Origin of the sequence: Anaerovorax sp. IOR16, assembly GCF_017168145.1 — a bacterium.
Lineage (GTDB): Bacteria > Bacillota > Clostridia > Peptostreptococcales > Anaerovoracaceae > IOR16.
This window is the reverse complement of sequence record NZ_JADQTL010000010.1, coordinates 380,669-397,068: the sequence shown is the minus strand read 5'-3', so window position 1 is coordinate 397,068 and position 16,400 is coordinate 380,669. Positions and strand designations below refer to the sequence as shown.

11 protein-coding genes and 1 pseudogene are annotated in these 16,400 nt (G+C 36.4%); 9 read left to right on the top strand and 3 right to left on the bottom strand.

What is annotated here, in order from left to right; all coding sequences use genetic code 11:
- The first annotated feature begins 11 nt into the window (after positions 1-11).
- Both I2490_RS12380 and I2490_RS12375 read left to right on the top strand, forming a co-directional pair.
- Positions 12-950, top strand: a complete 939-nt coding sequence (locus tag I2490_RS12380) for a DUF2156 domain-containing protein (protein ID WP_206460069.1) — start codon at positions 12-14, stop codon at positions 948-950.
- A gap of 307 nt (positions 951-1,257) precedes the next feature.
- Positions 1,258-2,436 (top strand): acetyl-CoA C-acetyltransferase, encoded by a 1,179-nt coding sequence (locus tag I2490_RS12375; protein WP_206460068.1) that lies wholly within the window; start codon positions 1,258-1,260, stop codon positions 2,434-2,436.
- A gap of 151 nt (positions 2,437-2,587) precedes the next feature.
- Here the strand turns inward: I2490_RS12375 and I2490_RS12370 are convergent, their stop codons facing one another.
- Complete coding sequence (locus I2490_RS12370; protein WP_206460067.1) at positions 2,588-3,358, bottom strand: dimethylarginine dimethylaminohydrolase family protein; 771 nt, start codon at positions 3,356-3,358, stop codon at positions 2,588-2,590.
- 239 nt (positions 3,359-3,597) lie between these two features.
- Here I2490_RS12370 and ispE point away from each other — a divergent pair, with 239 nt between their 5' ends.
- From ispE to spoIIR, 3 genes are all read left to right on the top strand, one after another.
- Positions 3,598-4,536, top strand: a complete 939-nt coding sequence (gene ispE / locus I2490_RS12365; RefSeq protein ID WP_206460066.1) for a 4-(cytidine 5'-diphospho)-2-C-methyl-D-erythritol kinase — start codon at positions 3,598-3,600, stop codon at positions 4,534-4,536.
- Between the two features lie 67 nt (positions 4,537-4,603).
- The gene (locus I2490_RS12360; RefSeq protein WP_206460065.1) at positions 4,604-6,943 is read left to right on the top strand and encodes a DUF3794 and LysM peptidoglycan-binding domain-containing protein; all 2,340 of its coding nucleotides are present in this window, start codon (positions 4,604-4,606) and stop codon (positions 6,941-6,943) included.
- Between the two features lie 78 nt (positions 6,944-7,021).
- A complete protein-coding gene (gene spoIIR, locus I2490_RS12355) occupies positions 7,022-7,735 on the top strand; it encodes a stage II sporulation protein R (RefSeq protein WP_206460064.1) in 714 nt (237 codons plus the stop codon).
- A 44-nt stretch (positions 7,736-7,779) separates the two neighbouring features.
- Here spoIIR and I2490_RS12350 read toward each other — a convergent pair whose 3' ends face one another.
- Positions 7,780-9,618 (bottom strand): sigma-54 interaction domain-containing protein, encoded by a 1,839-nt coding sequence (locus I2490_RS12350; protein WP_206460063.1) that lies wholly within the window; start codon positions 9,616-9,618, stop codon positions 7,780-7,782.
- Positions 9,619-10,040: 422 nt separating this feature from the next.
- Between I2490_RS12350 and lysA the strand changes: the two genes are divergently transcribed.
- The 4 genes and pseudogenes from lysA (at position 10,041) to I2490_RS12330 (ending at position 14,728) form a co-directional block, all read left to right on the top strand.
- Positions 10,041-11,336 (top strand): diaminopimelate decarboxylase, encoded by a 1,296-nt coding sequence (gene lysA / locus I2490_RS12345; protein WP_206460062.1) that lies wholly within the window; start codon positions 10,041-10,043, stop codon positions 11,334-11,336.
- 19 nt (positions 11,337-11,355) lie between these two features.
- On the top strand, positions 11,356-12,198 hold the full coding sequence (gene dapF, locus I2490_RS12340) for a diaminopimelate epimerase (protein ID WP_206460061.1): 843 nt from the start codon (positions 11,356-11,358) through the stop codon (positions 12,196-12,198).
- A gap of 15 nt (positions 12,199-12,213) precedes the next feature.
- Positions 12,214-13,473: pseudogene (locus I2490_RS12335) on the top strand (dicarboxylate/amino acid:cation symporter).
- A 70-nt stretch (positions 13,474-13,543) separates the two neighbouring features.
- The gene (locus I2490_RS12330) at positions 13,544-14,728 is read left to right on the top strand and encodes a MalY/PatB family protein (RefSeq protein WP_206460060.1); all 1,185 of its coding nucleotides are present in this window, start codon (positions 13,544-13,546) and stop codon (positions 14,726-14,728) included.
- Between the two features lie 6 nt (positions 14,729-14,734).
- On the opposite strand, the gene I2490_RS12325 is transcribed toward I2490_RS12330, so the two are convergent.
- Positions 14,735-16,234: a VanZ family protein gene (locus I2490_RS12325; RefSeq protein ID WP_206460059.1), complete on the bottom strand. Its 1,500-nt coding sequence runs from the start codon at positions 16,232-16,234 to the stop codon at positions 14,735-14,737.
- Positions 16,235-16,400: the final 166 nt, after the last annotated feature.

The window sequence follows — 16,400 nt, the reverse complement described above, 5'->3', positions numbered from 1 at the left end:
TGGGAGAGAGTATGTATTTATTTAAAAACAAAATTACATTGGAAAATCGAGAAATATTGGACAAGTATCTTGGAAGCTATGAATACAAAACGTCAGGACTATCATTTAGTTCCCTTTATATGTGGAGAAATATAAATTATTTTAGTTGGGAAATCTTTGGGGATTATCTTTGCATAGCTGGAATGAGTCAACTGGAGGAGGATAAGGAGGAACCATTTTTGCTTCCCCCTCTGACCAAAACAGGGTTTTATGAGCCAGAAGGATTGAGAAATTCCATTTTAGAAGCAAAAAAAATCTTTGAAGAGTGTGGTTTTGTATGTACACTGCGTTTGGTGCCCATTCAGATCATGGAAGCGATCAAAGCGGCTTTCCCAAAGGAAATTCATATTATTGCAGATCGTCCAAATTACGATTATCTTTATTTAACAAAGGATTTAATTGAACTTTCGGGAAGAGACTTCCATAGTAAGAGAAATCATCTCAATTATTTCTTAAACCATTATGATTATAAATATGTGCCTTTAACTTCAGCTATGGCGGGAAAAGCGGAACAATTTATTAAAGAATTTAATGAAAGAAAAAACCTTACGGGCCATGAGCGTGAGCTGCTGCTTATGGAAGAAGTTGCAATGAAGGATGTGTTTCATAATTTAGAAAAAGTCGGCTATGATGCGGGAGCCATTCTTATAGACGATAAAATAGAGGCACTGAGTATTGGAGGAAATTTAGGAAGAAGAACGGTAACGGTGCATATTGAGAAGGCAAACATTGAATTTCGAGGGTTATATCAAGCAATTAATAATGAATTTTCGAAGAATGTTACTTGTAGAGTGAAATATATAAATAGAGAGGAAGATATGGGGATTCTTGGACTACGCAAAGCAAAACTTTCGTATAATCCTATCAAGCTTGTCGAAAAGTATATCGGTGTTTTTAAGGCGGATTTGTAAACTGACAGGAGTTCCTAAATATTTTATTGCTTTTAACAAAATAATTTTATGAAGCATTTTCAGAAAAATCTATGACATTGTTAAATATTTGTCGATGTACAATCGAATAATTAAGGTGTTTTTGCATATTATCAGTAAAAAATATTGGAAAATAGCCGTTTTTCGCACCTCTTATTAGGCTCTTAGGGGTATTGTCTTTTTAAATAGAAGATGATATGATATCAATTACAGTGCAAAATAATTCGAAAAATTTTAGGTTTTTCGAATGAATAAGCATAAATATTAATTATTTTTAGGAGGAAAAGAAATGAGAGAAGTAGTAATCGTAAGTGCAGCTAGAACTCCAATCGGTAGCTTTGGCGGAACACTGAAATCCACACCAGCTGTAACTTTAGGTGCCGTTGCAGTTAAGGAAGCAATGAAGAGAGCTGGAATTACTCCAGAACAGGTTGATGAAGTTGTTCTTGGAAATGTACTTCAGGGTGGACTTGGACAGAATATCGCAAGACAGATTTCTATGGCTGCAGGAATTCCAAAGGAAGTACCTTCCATGACCATTAACAAGGTGTGTGGATCTGGACTTCGTTCTGTAGGTCTTGCTGCACAGATTATTAAAGCTGGAGACGCTGATGTCATCGTTTGCGGTGGTGCAGAAAGCATGAGCATGGCTCCATATGTTGCTCCATCTGCAAGATGGGGAGCAAGAATGGGCGATACTAAGATGATCGATATGATGGTACATGATGGATTAACTGATGCATTTAATGGCTATCACATGGGTATCACTGCAGAAAATGTAGCTGAGCAGTGGGGATTGACCAGAGAACAGCTAGATGAGTTTTCTGTTAAGTCTCAGAATAAAGCAGAAGCTGCAGTAAAAGCCGGAAAGTTTAAGGATGAAATCGTTCCAGTTGAAATTCCTCAGAGAAAAGGCGATCCAATCGTATTCGATACCGATGAATTCCCTAAGTTTGGTTCAACGATTGAAAAGGTTGCTAAATTAAAGCCAGCATTTAAGAAAGATGGTGTGGTAACTGCAGCAAACGCTTCCGGTATCAATGATAGTGGTGCAGCTTTGGTTGTTATGTCTAAGGAAAAGGCAGACGAACTTGGATTAAGCTACCTTTGCACGATTAAGTCTTATGCATCCGCAGGTGTAGATCCTTCCATCATGGGTATCGGACCTATCCCTTCTTCTAGAAAAGCAATGGAAAAAGCAGGATTGACAATGGATGATATCGATTTAGTAGAAGCAAACGAAGCATTCGCAGCTCAGTCTTTGGCAGTAGGAAGAGATCTTGCTATTCCTGAAGAAAAGTTAAACGTAAACGGTGGTGCAATTGCTCTTGGACATCCAATCGGAGCTTCTGGAGCAAGAATCTTAATCTCCTTAATTTTCGAGATGAAGAAAAGAAATGCTCACACCGGTTTGGCAACTCTTTGCATCGGTGGCGGTCAGGGAACTGCATTAATCGTAGAAATGTAAACATAACATTTAATTGATAATTGCATAAAAGAATTTAATTGGTGGGGAGTTTTAATTCCCCGCCTTTTTTATAGAGATTTAGTCGATATTTTACATTAAAAAAAGATGAGGCAAAGATTTTCTTTACCCCATCTTAAAAAAGAATGGTTGATTAGAAGCGTAAGGATAAGCAAGAAAGACCGCCATCAAGCTTTCTGTATTCAGAAGTATCAACTAATATGACTTCATAACCAGCTTCTCTTATCTTTCTTTCTACGGTTGGATAACCTTCCGGAACAATTACTTTATCATTTACCCAAATGCAGTTTGCAGCATAAGCTTCATCTTCCGGAATAATAATTTTATTAAACTCTGCGAAATCCGGTTTTTCAATAAATTCGCCGGAAACAAGCATATTGTTATTTTCTATGTAATTTACCCCCGTCTTTAAATGAAGTACCAACTCAAGAGGAACTTCTGATCCACTTAAACCATGTTTTTCTAAAATTTCAATGAACTGACGAATCCCTTCTTCGTTTGTTCTTGCACTTCGTCCTACATAGAAGTGATCACCAACCATCATAACGTCGCCACCTTCTAGAGTTCCTGGAGACTTTATGAATTCAATTTTATCATCACTGAAGAATTTTTTAATTGTCGGCAACATTACTTCTGCCTCTTTTCTTCTGGATAATGCACCAGGGTTGGAGATGATAGCACATTTTCTTGTAATAACAGCAGTATCTTCTACGAAGCAGGAATCTGGGTATGCTTCATCTGCTTCCAATATAGTGACTTCTACGCCACATTGTTTTAATGCTTTAATGTAGGAATCATGTTGCTTTAATGCTAATTCATAATCTGGCTTTCCTAATTCCGGTGCAGATGTGATACCTTCTACCATAGCTTTGCAAGGTTTTTTTACGATTACATTTTTAAACATCTTATTGTCCTCCCTGAACATTATTTTTCCCGCTTAAACGGACTCTGCTTTATATTGTATATTATATACTATATATATTTTAATGATTTTGTCAAGAGATTCGCCATAATTTTTTTAATATTAAGACATATTCTTTCCTATATATAATAAGAGAATATTATGTAAAATTTCTCCGATTAAGACTGGATTGTAATTTTTGTAAAAGGCGATTATACTACCTTGTAAGGAAGGAGTAATTTATGAACGAGATTTCTATGAAAGCGTATGCGAAAATTAATCTTTGCTTAGATGTGCTGGGAAAACAAGCGAACGGTTATCATCAGGTTGAGATGGTAATGCAGCAGGTAGATTTATATGATGTGGTTACTGTAAAGTGTAATCCAATGAAGAAAAAGAAAAATGATGTACAGATAACGGATCCGATTGTGGTGACGGCAAGTCGTAATGATCTTCCGGTTGGAGAGACGAATTTAGCCTATAAAGCAGCAAAGCTTATGCAGGAAACTTATAAACAGGATTCTGAAATCTATATTCATTTGGAAAAGAATATTCCGGTTGCAGCTGGATTGGCAGGAGGGAGTGCAGATGGTGCTGCAGTATTGCTTGCGCTTTCACAGCTTTGGCACTTACATTTAGAACTACAAGAGCTTATGGAGTTAGGTGTTCAATTAGGAGCTGATGTGCCATTTTGTATCATGGGTCAAGCTAAAAAAATGCAGAATTTGCAATTAAGAGGTAAAGAATGGGCGTCCACTTGCGCATTTGCAGAGGGCATTGGGGAAAAGCTTACTCCATTGCCACCTTTAGATTGTTTGGTTTTGCTTTCTAAACCTTCCATTGATGTATCAACAGCAGTCGTGTATAATGGCTTATGCTTGGAAGATATTAAAAGTCATCCAGATACGAAAGAATTAATTTTAGGTCTAAAAGAAAAAAACTTAAGAAAAATACAAAAAAATATGATTAACGTACTGGAGACAGTTACATTACGTGATTATCTATTGGTTGCAGAGATGAAACAATATATGGAGAATTTTGAAACAGCATATCAAGTTCTTATGAGCGGTAGTGGTCCAACTATTTTCGCACTATATACAAATCGTAAGAAAGCAAGACTAGCATATATTAATAGTAAGAAAAAAAGCAATGAGACATATTTGATCAGAACCTTGTCATAACAAGTCCTTTCTCTACATACACTAATTACAAAGAAATTTTGAATTTAGTGATACAGGGGGAACGATCATGGCATATGAAAAAGATCCATACGATTTTGATAAGATTCCAGACTTTGCATTAAAACCGGCACGTACGAAAAATGATGTGCCTTTGGAACCGAAAACGGCCATGCCGATAGATGAAGCCTTTGATCCAAGTGTCTATGACAAGCTGTTTTATGATCTTCCGGCAGTAAGTCCGCAAACAGCGGCTGATTTTGAAAAAGCCGTAAAGCAACCGGCTATTGAAAAAGAACAACCAAAAAAAATAGAAGAAACAGAGAAAATGAAGGAAGCACCAAAAGAAACCGATGTCTTGGAACAAGTGGTAGAGGAATTTGATATGTTGGAAAAAGCACTCGATGAATTTAATGCCTTGGAAAAAGCACTAGAAGAATCGAATGCCTTGGAAGAAGCACCAGAGGAATCAAATGCCTTGGAAGAAGCGCCAGAGGAATCGAATGCCTTAGAAGAGACACCAGCGGAAACCGATGTCTTGGAAGAAGTGCCAGATGAATTCGATATAGTGGAAGAAAAAGAAAAAGAGACGATGGAAGAACCGAAAGAATCTGTACCTGCAGTAGAAAAGCCAAAGCAGGAAGTAACTCCGATTGCACCATCTGCATCGATTGTACCAGAGCCACTTGAAGAGGGAAGAGCTGAAATCCCGGCTGAATTACCAAAAGAAAAACCGACAGAAAGGCCAACAGAAAAGCCAGTTCCGCATAAAGTGCAGCCGATTGGTGCAAATCTTTTAAGCCGACGTTTAAAACTAACTGATATTAAAGCGAAACCACAATTCCGCGTATACATTGAAGAGGATATATTAGTACCGGATGTAAAACCGGATTTGGCATCGATACTTTCTATGGATGGAAAGCTTAAACTTTCCGATAAACAAGTTTCTGCCGGACCTTCGGGAGTAACGACACTGAAAGTAAGCGGTGACTTTATGTTACAGACCGTGTACATACCAGATAAAATACAAGAAAATGAAGTTGTTGTTGCAATTGATTCAAGATTGCCATTTAAAGAAGAGGCTGAAGTTCTGGCAGAACCTTATTCAGAGCTGATCGTGACTCCTACTTTGGAAGCCATTGATTATTCCGTGGTTAATGAACGTAAATTCCGTGTGAAGGCTACTGTAGGAATTAATGTTAAGGAATACCGAGCTTTAGATGTACAGATTTTTGAAGGAATTCAAGGAGAAGAGGTACAGCTACTAAAAGAAAAGATTCATGCTACTGACGTTGCTTTACGAAAAACAGAAGCGATAGAATTGGAAGAAGATTTGCTATTAAAGGATAGTATGCCGGAAATTGGGAAAATTCTTCGTTATGATGTGAACGTTGTAGAAAATCATAAGCAGGTTAGTCGTGAAAAAGCCGTAGTTAATGCAACGGTATATTGTAATGTGATGTATTTGAGTGCAGAATCGGCAGGCGATATTGAATCGATGGATCAAGATGAGGAACATACAAACAAATCAATACCGGTACTTTATCAGGGAAAAACAGAGTTTACTCAATTTATTAAATTGGATGAAGATTCACCTGGCGGAATCGTTCCATCTGGAAGTCGTGTTTCCTTTGCTGTTACAAATACAAGCATCAAACCAAAGGAAGATGAAGTAGAGAATGTGAAAGGTTTTACATTGGAACTCACTGCAGATACAACCATTGAGGTTTACAAAGATACGGAGCAGGAAATAGTAACCGATGTATATCATCATATTAAAGAGATGCAGTATGACACAGACGAAATAAGCCTTATGAGTTTATGTGGAATGGGTAATTCTGAAGTGTCGGCAAGAGAAATTATTAACGTACCGGAGAGATACAGTGGCGTTGATCGTGTCGTATTTTTATCCGGAAATATAGGAGAAACTAAATCTTTCATTGATGCCGGCAAAAACATTGTAGAGGGTGTTGTAACCTTAAAAATGATTTGCATTGGAATGGATGAAAACAAAACACCATTTAGCATTAATCAAGATTTACCATTCCGAAGCAGCATTGACATCCCGGGAATCAAAAGTGATATGATTTCTGACAATGATGTGGTACTAAAAGAAATTTGGTTTGACAAAATGAATCAAAATCAAATTGAAGTAAATGCAGGAATTTTGGTATCCACAAGTGTAATGAATCCAGAAAAACATGCATTGATTAAAAATGTATGCTTTGTAGAGTTGCCAGAGCAAAAAGAAAATGCACCAAGTATGGTATTATACATCACCAAAGCTGGTGATAACATTTGGAAAATCGCGAAAAAATATCGTACCACAATTGATGCAATTAAAAAAATCAATAACATTGATTATAGCAATGAAATTAAACCAGGTACTAAATTATTAATTGTAAAATAAAACCATCGAATGAATAAAAACGCTTTACTTTGGAAAGAATTAAAATAACAAAAATCTTTTTAAAGGAGCGTTTTTATTATGGGATTAAAGAAAAAACAGATGCAATTCTTGCTTTTGGTTTTGCTTTGCCTGTTTGCTTATACAACATGGAACATGCAAAAAAGGATGAATCCTTCAATGAGTAATGAAGATTTTATAAGGTTTCATGTAATTGCAAATAGTGATACCGAAGAGGATCAGGCATTAAAAAGAGAAGTGAGAGATGAGCTTTTGAAAAAAATCAACGAAGAGTTGGTAGAAGAAGCGATTGCACAAGCTACTGAAGAAGCAAAGGAAGTGTCTTTAACTTTAAATGATTCCAGAGATTATATAAAAAATCATTTGGTAGACATTGAACAAGCAGCTGAGAGTGTTATAAAAAAAGAAGGTTATACGTATAAAGCAACTGCCGTTTTGGGAAATCGTTGGGTACCGAAAAAAAGCTATGGGAATGTTACGTTTCCTGCTGGAAATTATGAAGCACTGAATATCAGCATAGGAGAGGGGAAAGGACAAAATTGGTGGTGTGTGTTATTTCCGCCTTTATGCTTAATTGGCGCGGAAGTTCCTGAGGAGCTTGATAGTGATTTGGTTCCTGTCGTACCGATTGATCCAAAGGTAGCTGAAATTTATCGTGAAGCTTTAACAGAAGATACCTATAAGGAATTGATTGAAGCAGCGACGGATCCAAAAAGAAAACCTACTACATTAAAATTAAAATTTAAGACATTAGAAATGTTAAACATTGATTAAATTTTCCGCAAATCCGGAAACAAGCCGGATTTGCGGAAATTTTTTTATTTTGTAATATTATATTTTTTTATTTTCTCATAAAAAGCAGATTTTCCTAGACCTAAAACTTCCATTGCAAGTTGTTTATTTCCATTAAATTCTTCGAGTGCAGATAGAATGGCACGTTTTTCTGTTTCTTCCACCAATATTTTTAAGGTTGTTTTGTTTTCCTTTGCATCAATTTCTATGTGTTCAGGATAAAGGATAGGGGTTTCACAAAGTGTTATTGCACGCTCTAATACATTTTCTAATTCTCGAACGTTTCCCGGCCAATCATACTGGAGCATTTTATTTAAAGCGGTTCCAGTAAATTCCTTTATAGGGATATCATATTCCATGCAAATTTTTGTTAAAATCTTATTAATTAACAAATATAAATCCGATTTTCTAGACCGTAACGGTGGAATTTCAATAGGAAATACATTAATGCGGTAATAAAGGTCAAGACGAAAATTTCCCATTCGGACTTCATCACTTAAGTTTTTGTTTGTAGCAGAGATTACTCGAACGTTGATATGAATGGGTTTAGAGCCCCCGACACGGTAAAACTTTTTATTTTGGAGGACATAAAGTAATTTTGCTTGAATATCAATCGGCAATTCGCCGATTTCATCTAAGAAAATCGTACCGTTATTAGCTAATTCAAAATATCCTGCTTTTCCTTGCGGTAATGCGCCTGTAAACGCCCCACCTACGTAACCGAATAATTCACTTTCAAAAAGAGTCGGTGGAATGGAACTACAATTAACTTCAATAAATGGAGATTCTTCTTTGTATAAAGAGTGAATTTTATAAGCAAGCTGTGATTTTCCCGTACCGCTTTCACCGGTAATTAATACATTTGATTTAATTTTTGAGGCTTTATAAGCTAAATATTTCACATTTTGCATTGCAGGGCTATTGCCGACAATCTCTGAAAAATCAGCACCTGGAAAGCGGTCGTTTCCAGGTAATAAATTCATGTGAATTTTTTCCACTTCTTCAATCATTTTATTTCGATCTTTTAATAATTCTTCTATTTCCGAAACATCACGTATCTTAATCAATACTCCTAATACGTTTTTGTCTTCCATAATCGGGAAAAGAGAGCATAAAGTAGGGCGTTTGTTGATATCTAAAAAAGCATCTATAATTTCTTTTTCTTTTTTTTCAAAAATAGCATCCATTCGTTCCGTTAATTCATCGTACTCAATAATGTCATCGACTGGCATATTAATAACATTAATGTCCTCCATTTCATCACCTTTTGCAAGAAAAGGTTTTCCTTGCAAAATCTCTTGAATGGTCTCCTTGCGTATGCTGTAACCTTTTGCTTGAAAAAATTTAACTTCGTGGGTTTGTCCGTCAAGAATTACAAGATGACCAACCGATTTTATATAAGATACATCAAAAACCATGTTATTTACTTTTATGGACATAATTTTATCTGCAGAGTGAATGGTAGATTCGATGTGAAACCCCATAAACTGAGCACTAACCGAAAAATCAATGGTTGGTAGATGATCTGGTAAGTGTTTGTAAATCGGTGTAATTCCTGGTGTATCATAAACTCCAATTCCTACGAACATATCATTTTCATGAATGGATTTATCTTTTATACCAATTCGCTGCAAATCAGAGGATGTCAAGTCTCCGTCATCGTATCCAAGCTGGTTGTCTGCAATAATAACAATATCTCCTTTTTCTATACGCCCTGCTGAATGAGAGCTCGATTTATCTAAAACCAAACCGGTTATTTCTTTTGCTTTTTGATTAAAGAGTTTTAATTTTCTGCTTGAGTCAATGTAGATAAGCCCTTCACTAATGTAATTAGTTAAGATATGGAGAAGTTGTTCATATGTCATTCGATTTTCCTCCTTTGTATTGATTTCGTTTTTTCAAATAGTTTTCCGAAAAACCGGAAAAGTAAACAATATTTTAACAGAGAATAAAATGAATAAACAGATAATAAAAAAATAAAATTTTCGAGGATGTCCTTTATTTTATAAGCTTTTCTAACTTAATCTAAAAAATATTAAAAATATTTTGAATGATTTTTGTTAGTTGGCATTGGACTTGCTCTTTAAAATAATATCGTAAAATTTATCGCTTTACTTTTTTCAATTTACGATGCTGTGTACATTCTTTTTAGAAATTAAATTGTTTGTGCACATTATATCATAAATTTGATTTGAAATCTTCAAAGATAATTTATGACGAAATAAACACTTGTTTTAACCGGTTACAATTGTGGTGTTTATTCAGGACAAAGGAGGAATGATAAAAAATGATAAAAGAAATCAAAAATAATCGCTTATTTTTTGACGGTTGCGATACCGTCGAACTGGCAAAAAAATACGGTACACCTTTATATGTCTTTTCAGAAAGCGACATCATTGGAAGGTGTGACGAATTAAAGGAATCCTTTCTAAATAAGTATGAAAACACAAGAGCTGCCTATGCTTCGAAGGCATTTTGTACATTGGCCATGTATAAGATTGCTGAAAGAGAAGGGCTGTGTATTGACGTTGTGTCAGGCGGAGAACTTTATACCGCAATAAAGGCAAATTTCCCTCCAGAACGCATTGAATTTAATGGGAATAATAAACTATTAGAAGAAATAGAAATGGCGATTGATTATGGAATCGGAAGAATCATTATTGATGGGCTTAAAGAACTTGAATTGATTGAAAAAGTTTGTAAAGAAAAAAATAAAAAGGTCAATGTTCTTTACCGAATTACTCCGGGTGTAAAAAGTGATTCTCATGATTACATCGTTACCGGAAAGAAGGATTCTAAATTTGGAATTCCTCTAGAGGAAGATGTCATTTATCCAGCCATAGAAGCAGCGATCCAGTCGGAGCATGTAGAATTTCTTGGATTTCATTTCCATGTTGGGTCACAGCTGTTCGATAACCACTCACATTTGGCAGCATTAGAAACTTCATTAAAATTGACAAAGGACACAAAAGAAAGATATGGGCATATTGTGACCGAGTTAAACATTGGTGGTGGATTTGGAATTTCTTATACCACGGAAGAAAGAAAAACATATGCATATTTCTTGGATCCAATGATGAAGAGAATCGAAGCATTTTCAAAAGAACTTGGGATAGATCGCCCTGCTGTGGTTATTGAGCCCGGACGTAGCATCGTAGGTGAAGCTGGAATTAGCTTATATACGGTTGGAAGCATCAAAGAAATCAAAGGGGTTCGCAAATACATCGCAGTGGATGGTGGTATGACGGATAACATTCGACCAGCACTTTATCAGGCAGTATACACGGGCATTCTTGCAAATAAAGCTGATCAGCCAAAAGATGATAAAGTAACCGTTTGTGGAAAATGCTGTGAGTCTGGAGATATTTTAATACGGGATATTATGGTAGGATCGGCAGAAAGCGGCGATGTTTTTGCAATTTTCTCTACAGGTGCTTATGGCTATTCAATGGCAAATAATTATAATAAAAATCCAATTCCTGCAGTGGTTTTAGCTTGCAAAGGTCATGATGAGCTGATTGTAAAAAGACAAAGCTATGAAGATATGATTCAAAACGAGATAATTCCAAAATTCCTAAAATAGTTGGAAAGGAGCTTTCAAAATGCAATTCACAAAAATGCAAGGCGCAGGAAATGACTTTATTGTTATCAATAATCTTGAGTTGAAAATTCCGCTTGAAGAGCTTCCGCAAATGGCCTCTCGGCTTTGTAAGAGAGGCTTGTCGATTGGAGGCAATGCGCTAATGGTGGTCGATGAACCTACAACTGGCGGTGATTTTAAAATGAGATTTTATAATGCAGACGGCAGCATTGCAGAAATGTGTGGTAATGGTGCTCGCTGCATTGCACGTTATGCTTATGAACATAAAATTGCTGGGGAAAGTATGACAATTGAAACAGTTGCCGGTGATGTACTTGCGTGGAGACAGAGTAAGCGCCTGTATAAAATTAAACTTAACCGCCCTGAGGAGGTACGTTTGGATTATCCGGTAGAAGTAGATGGTAAAGAATATGAATGTTCGTATATCGAGCTTGGGAATCCTGGAATTCCTCATGCAGTGGTTCGACTGAATGGATTTAAAGAATTACCAGAAAAAGAGCTTTTTGATTTAGGGAAAAAGCTACGCTACCACAGCGCATTTCCAAAGGGTGCTAATGTAAATTTTTATGAAATAGTTGGAAAAGATCTAATTTTGGAAAAGACCTTTGAACGAGGTGTAGAGGATTTTACATTGGCTTGTGGAACGGGTTCTGGTTCCGTGGTTACAGCATTAACACTGAAAGGGTTGGTTAGTGGTAAAAATGTAAAGTTAACCGTACCTGGAGGAGAGTTATTTGTGGATGCCATTGTTGAGAAAGGTTTTATAGAGGACTTGTATTTAATCGGAGATACCAACATTGTTGCTGTTGGTGAAATTACAGATGAGGATTTTATAGTTAGTTAAGAAGGAGGGCTTGTTATGACAACCTTAGAAAAGCAAAGTTTTTGGAAAAATTATAGATTTCCAATCATATTACTTGCAGGTATTATCATTGGAAGCATTATCGGTCTTATTATGGGAGAAAAGGCGATTGTGCTGAAGCCTTTTGGTCAGGTATTTATTAATCTAATGTTTACCGCCGTTGTACCTTTAGTTTTTGTTACAATAAGTAGCGCTGTTGGTAGCATGCTTAACATGAAGCGTTTAGGAAAAATTTTAGGAAATATGCTTTTAGTATTTTGTGTTACCGGTATTATTGCATCTGTTATTATTATTACTGTTGTAAGTATTTTCCCACCGGCTGCCGGAGCAAATATTGCACTGGAAGCAGCAGGAGAGTTAGAGTAGATTAATCTGGGTGAACAGATTGTAAAGGCAATTACTGTACCAGATTTTGTAGGTCTCTTATCGAAATCTAATATGTTACCACTTATCATTTTCTCCATTTTGTTTGGATATTGTGTTAGTACAACGGGTGGTGAAGATAATAAGGTTGCTAAAGGGTTGGAAGCATTGTCAAAGGTTTTAATGAAGTTAATTGGAATCATAATGCTTTACGCTCCAATTGGACTGGGTGCTTATTTTGCAGCCTTAATTGGAGAATTTGGACCACAGCTTTTAGGTGCTTACATGAAAGCAATGCTGATCTATTATCCAGTTTGCTTAATTTACTTTATTGTTGCTTTTGCTGCTTATTCTTATTTTGCAGGTGGCAAAGAAGGAACGAAAGCTTGCTTTAAAAACATAATGCCTCCAGCGGTTACTGCTTTTGCAACTGGAAGTTCTATCGCGACACTGCCAGTTAACTTAGGAGCTGCACAAAAAATGGGCGTGCCAAAGGATATTCGTGAAATTATATTACCAATTGGTGCAACCATGCATATGGATGGCACATGTTTGTCCTCTATTTTAAAGATTTCTTTCTTATTTGGTGTGTTCGGACAAGATTTTACTGGAATAGGTACGTTTGCAACAGCAATCATCATATCCGTTCTTGGTGGAGTGGTTATGTCTGGTGTACCCGGTGGTGGTTTGATCGGAGAAATGTTGATTGTAAATCTATATGGATTCCCGCCAGAAGCATTCCCTATCATTGCAACAATTGGCTTCTTAGTTGATCCACCAGCTACCATGGTAAATGCATCTGGAGATGCTGTCTCTTCGATGATGGTAACGAGACTTGTAGAAGGAAAAGATTGGATGAAGAAAAAGTTAACAGAAAATGAAGAAGTCGCTTAACGTAAAAGGGCTATATTGTAATCCAAAAACATAATAATAGAGTAATTAAAAGTTTGAGGAGAGAAAACATATGCAATATGATTTTGACAAAATAATTGACCGTAGTAATAGTAATGCGGCAAAATACGATGAGCGTTTCAAAAAATTCGAGCGGGATGATCTCATCCCGCTTTGGATTGCCGATATGGATTTTGAAACGGCACAACCAATTATAGATGCGATAAAAAAGCGAGCGGATCAGGGGATTTATGGATATACTTCCCGGCCGACTTCTTATTACGAATCTATTTGCGAATGGCAGAAGAGGCATCATAATTGGGATATTGATCCCAAACAGATGAGTTTTGCACCAGGGATTGTTCCGGCGTTATCAGAGCTTGTACGTGAATTTACTGAGCCAGGAGATTACGTACTCATACAGACACCAGTGTATCCTGAATTTTATGATGTCATTGAGGCTTGGGATGGTCGTAAGGTTTTAGAAAATCAACTTTTCGAACAAGGTGGTTATTATACGATGGATTTTGCAGATTTGGAAGAAAAGTTAAAAATGAGACCAAAGCTATTTTTGTTCTGCAGTCCACACAATCCAGTAGGGCGAGTATGGAAAAAGAAAGAACTAAAAGCTATGACCGATTTATGCATTCGCTTTGATGTACCAATTGTGTCAGATGAAATCCATTCTGACTTTTTGCTGTGGGGAAATGAACACATTCCAACTGCAACGATTTCAAAAGAGGTAGCTAGCAGAACAATCAGCTGCATTTCTTCGACGAAAACCTTTAATTTAGCAGGACTGCAGGCAGCTTCTGTTGTTTTTCCCAACAAAGAGTGGAAGCATCGTTTTGATTCCTTTTGGGGAGCTTTGGATATTCACAGAAACAATTGCTTTAGTTTAGTTGCAGTTGAAGCGGCTTGTCGATATGGTGATGAATGGCTAAAGCAGCTCATTGCGTACTTGCAGGAAAACATGTTGTTTGTAAGAGAATTTTGCCGTACTGAAATTCCGGAAATTAAGGTAAACCTTCCAGAATCCACTTATTTGCTTTGGATAGACTGTAGAGGATTAGGATTAGATCGTCAAGCCTTATGGCGTTTTATGATTGAAGAGGCAAAAATCGGATTAAATAATGGAAATGACTTTTGCCGCAGTCTCGACGGCTTTATGCGAATGAATGTTGCTTGCTCACGAAACGTTTTAAAAAGTGCAATGCAGCAGCTTAAGGAAGCGGTTGTACGGTTGCGTATATGGTGAACCACATCAGCGGACTGCCTGCAATAAGTCAAGACTATCGATCCATCGACCATCCTGTGTACTGTTCATTACGACACAGACATATAACTCATGATTTATGTTTGCAGCAGAGACTAGGCAGTAACCTGCGTCTACACTGGTTCCCGTTTTTAATCCGATCACATCTGCATTGAAATATGGACTTTCCGGATTGATTAGCTCGTTGGTATTATAGTAGGTCACGTCCTTGCCGTTAGTCCAAACATTTGAAATAGAATGACTGCTTGCAATGTCAAGAAGTTCTTTTGATTGACAAAATTCTTTCGCGATGCAGGCCAAATCATGCGCTGTGGTAAATTGATCCGGTGCATCATAGCCATCCGGTCTGATAAAGTTTGAATCAGCTGCCCCGATTTGGGCAGCTTTTTTATTCATAGATTCCATAAAGACGGAGATGGCTTCATCAACTGAAATGGAATCATCATCACAAATTTTTCTACCTGTATAAACCGCAACGGAATAAGCGGCATCATTTCCAGAGGGTAAAAGTAAAGCAACAAGCAATTGTCTCATTGTTAATCGATCGCCAGTTAATAACCAAGCTCTGGAAGCATCTTGCGTCATATAGTGTATTTCTTCACCAACCAATACTTCATCATCCATATCACTATAATCCAGAGCAGTAAGAGCGGTAAGCATTTTTGTCGTGCTCGCCGGGGCAATTTTTTCATCACTTTGTTTGTCAAATAAGATGGTATTTGTACCGATATTCCAAAGAATCGCATTTTTTGCCTGAATTTCTGCTTGGATTGGTTCTTCACTATAGGACGGTATTGTAGGTATTAATGTTTCTTGTGTAACGTTGCTGTGTGCAAATGGAGTTTCTGGATCGATCTTTGCAAATCCAATATAGAAAACAGCGATGATAACGATGAAAGTTAGCGTGTAAATGCTGCCGATCTCATTTTTTAAGTGACTGGGCCGGATTTGTTTAATCCCTCCTATTTTTTTTCGAAAGGACGGTGCATAGAGTAAAATAAATTTTCCTAAAATAAACCCTAAAAAGGTTCCAAGAACATTTAAGATAACATCATCAATATCGGTACCTCGTATTTCGAATAGCTGTACCAATTCAATAAATATTGATAATTGTGCACCCAAAAAGAGTGTAATAAATAGGTTGTGACATTTTTTTGATAAAAGAACTATAAGAGTTCCAAAAGGTATAAACATAAAAATATTCCCCCAGAATTGCAGAGGATTTCCAACAATGGTATATTTCACTTTAAATGGAGTTAAATTAATATTTAATCCAATTTCTGTTAGAGAAAAACCATATACAGGTGATATGGTTAAAGAGAAAAGGCATGTTAGATAGCAACCGAGGATTAAAAATAAAATTTTGTCCATTTTACTTCGATGAATTTTATTTTTTCGTAATTGTATTTCATAAATAATCAAAAATAAAATTGTTGCAATAAATCCTGGTATTAGATAACTCATAGCGTGTTGTATATAGTCAAACATAAATAGCCTCCATAATTTTGTTCGTTGCTATTTTACCCCAAAAGTCAAAAATGTACTTTAATAAAAACTTGTCAATTTCTTAAGATTTAATGATTTTATTTGAGAAGTAGATGAGAAATAGAAAATTAGTAATTAGTTGCGTCAAATTAGTGAGTATACTATACTA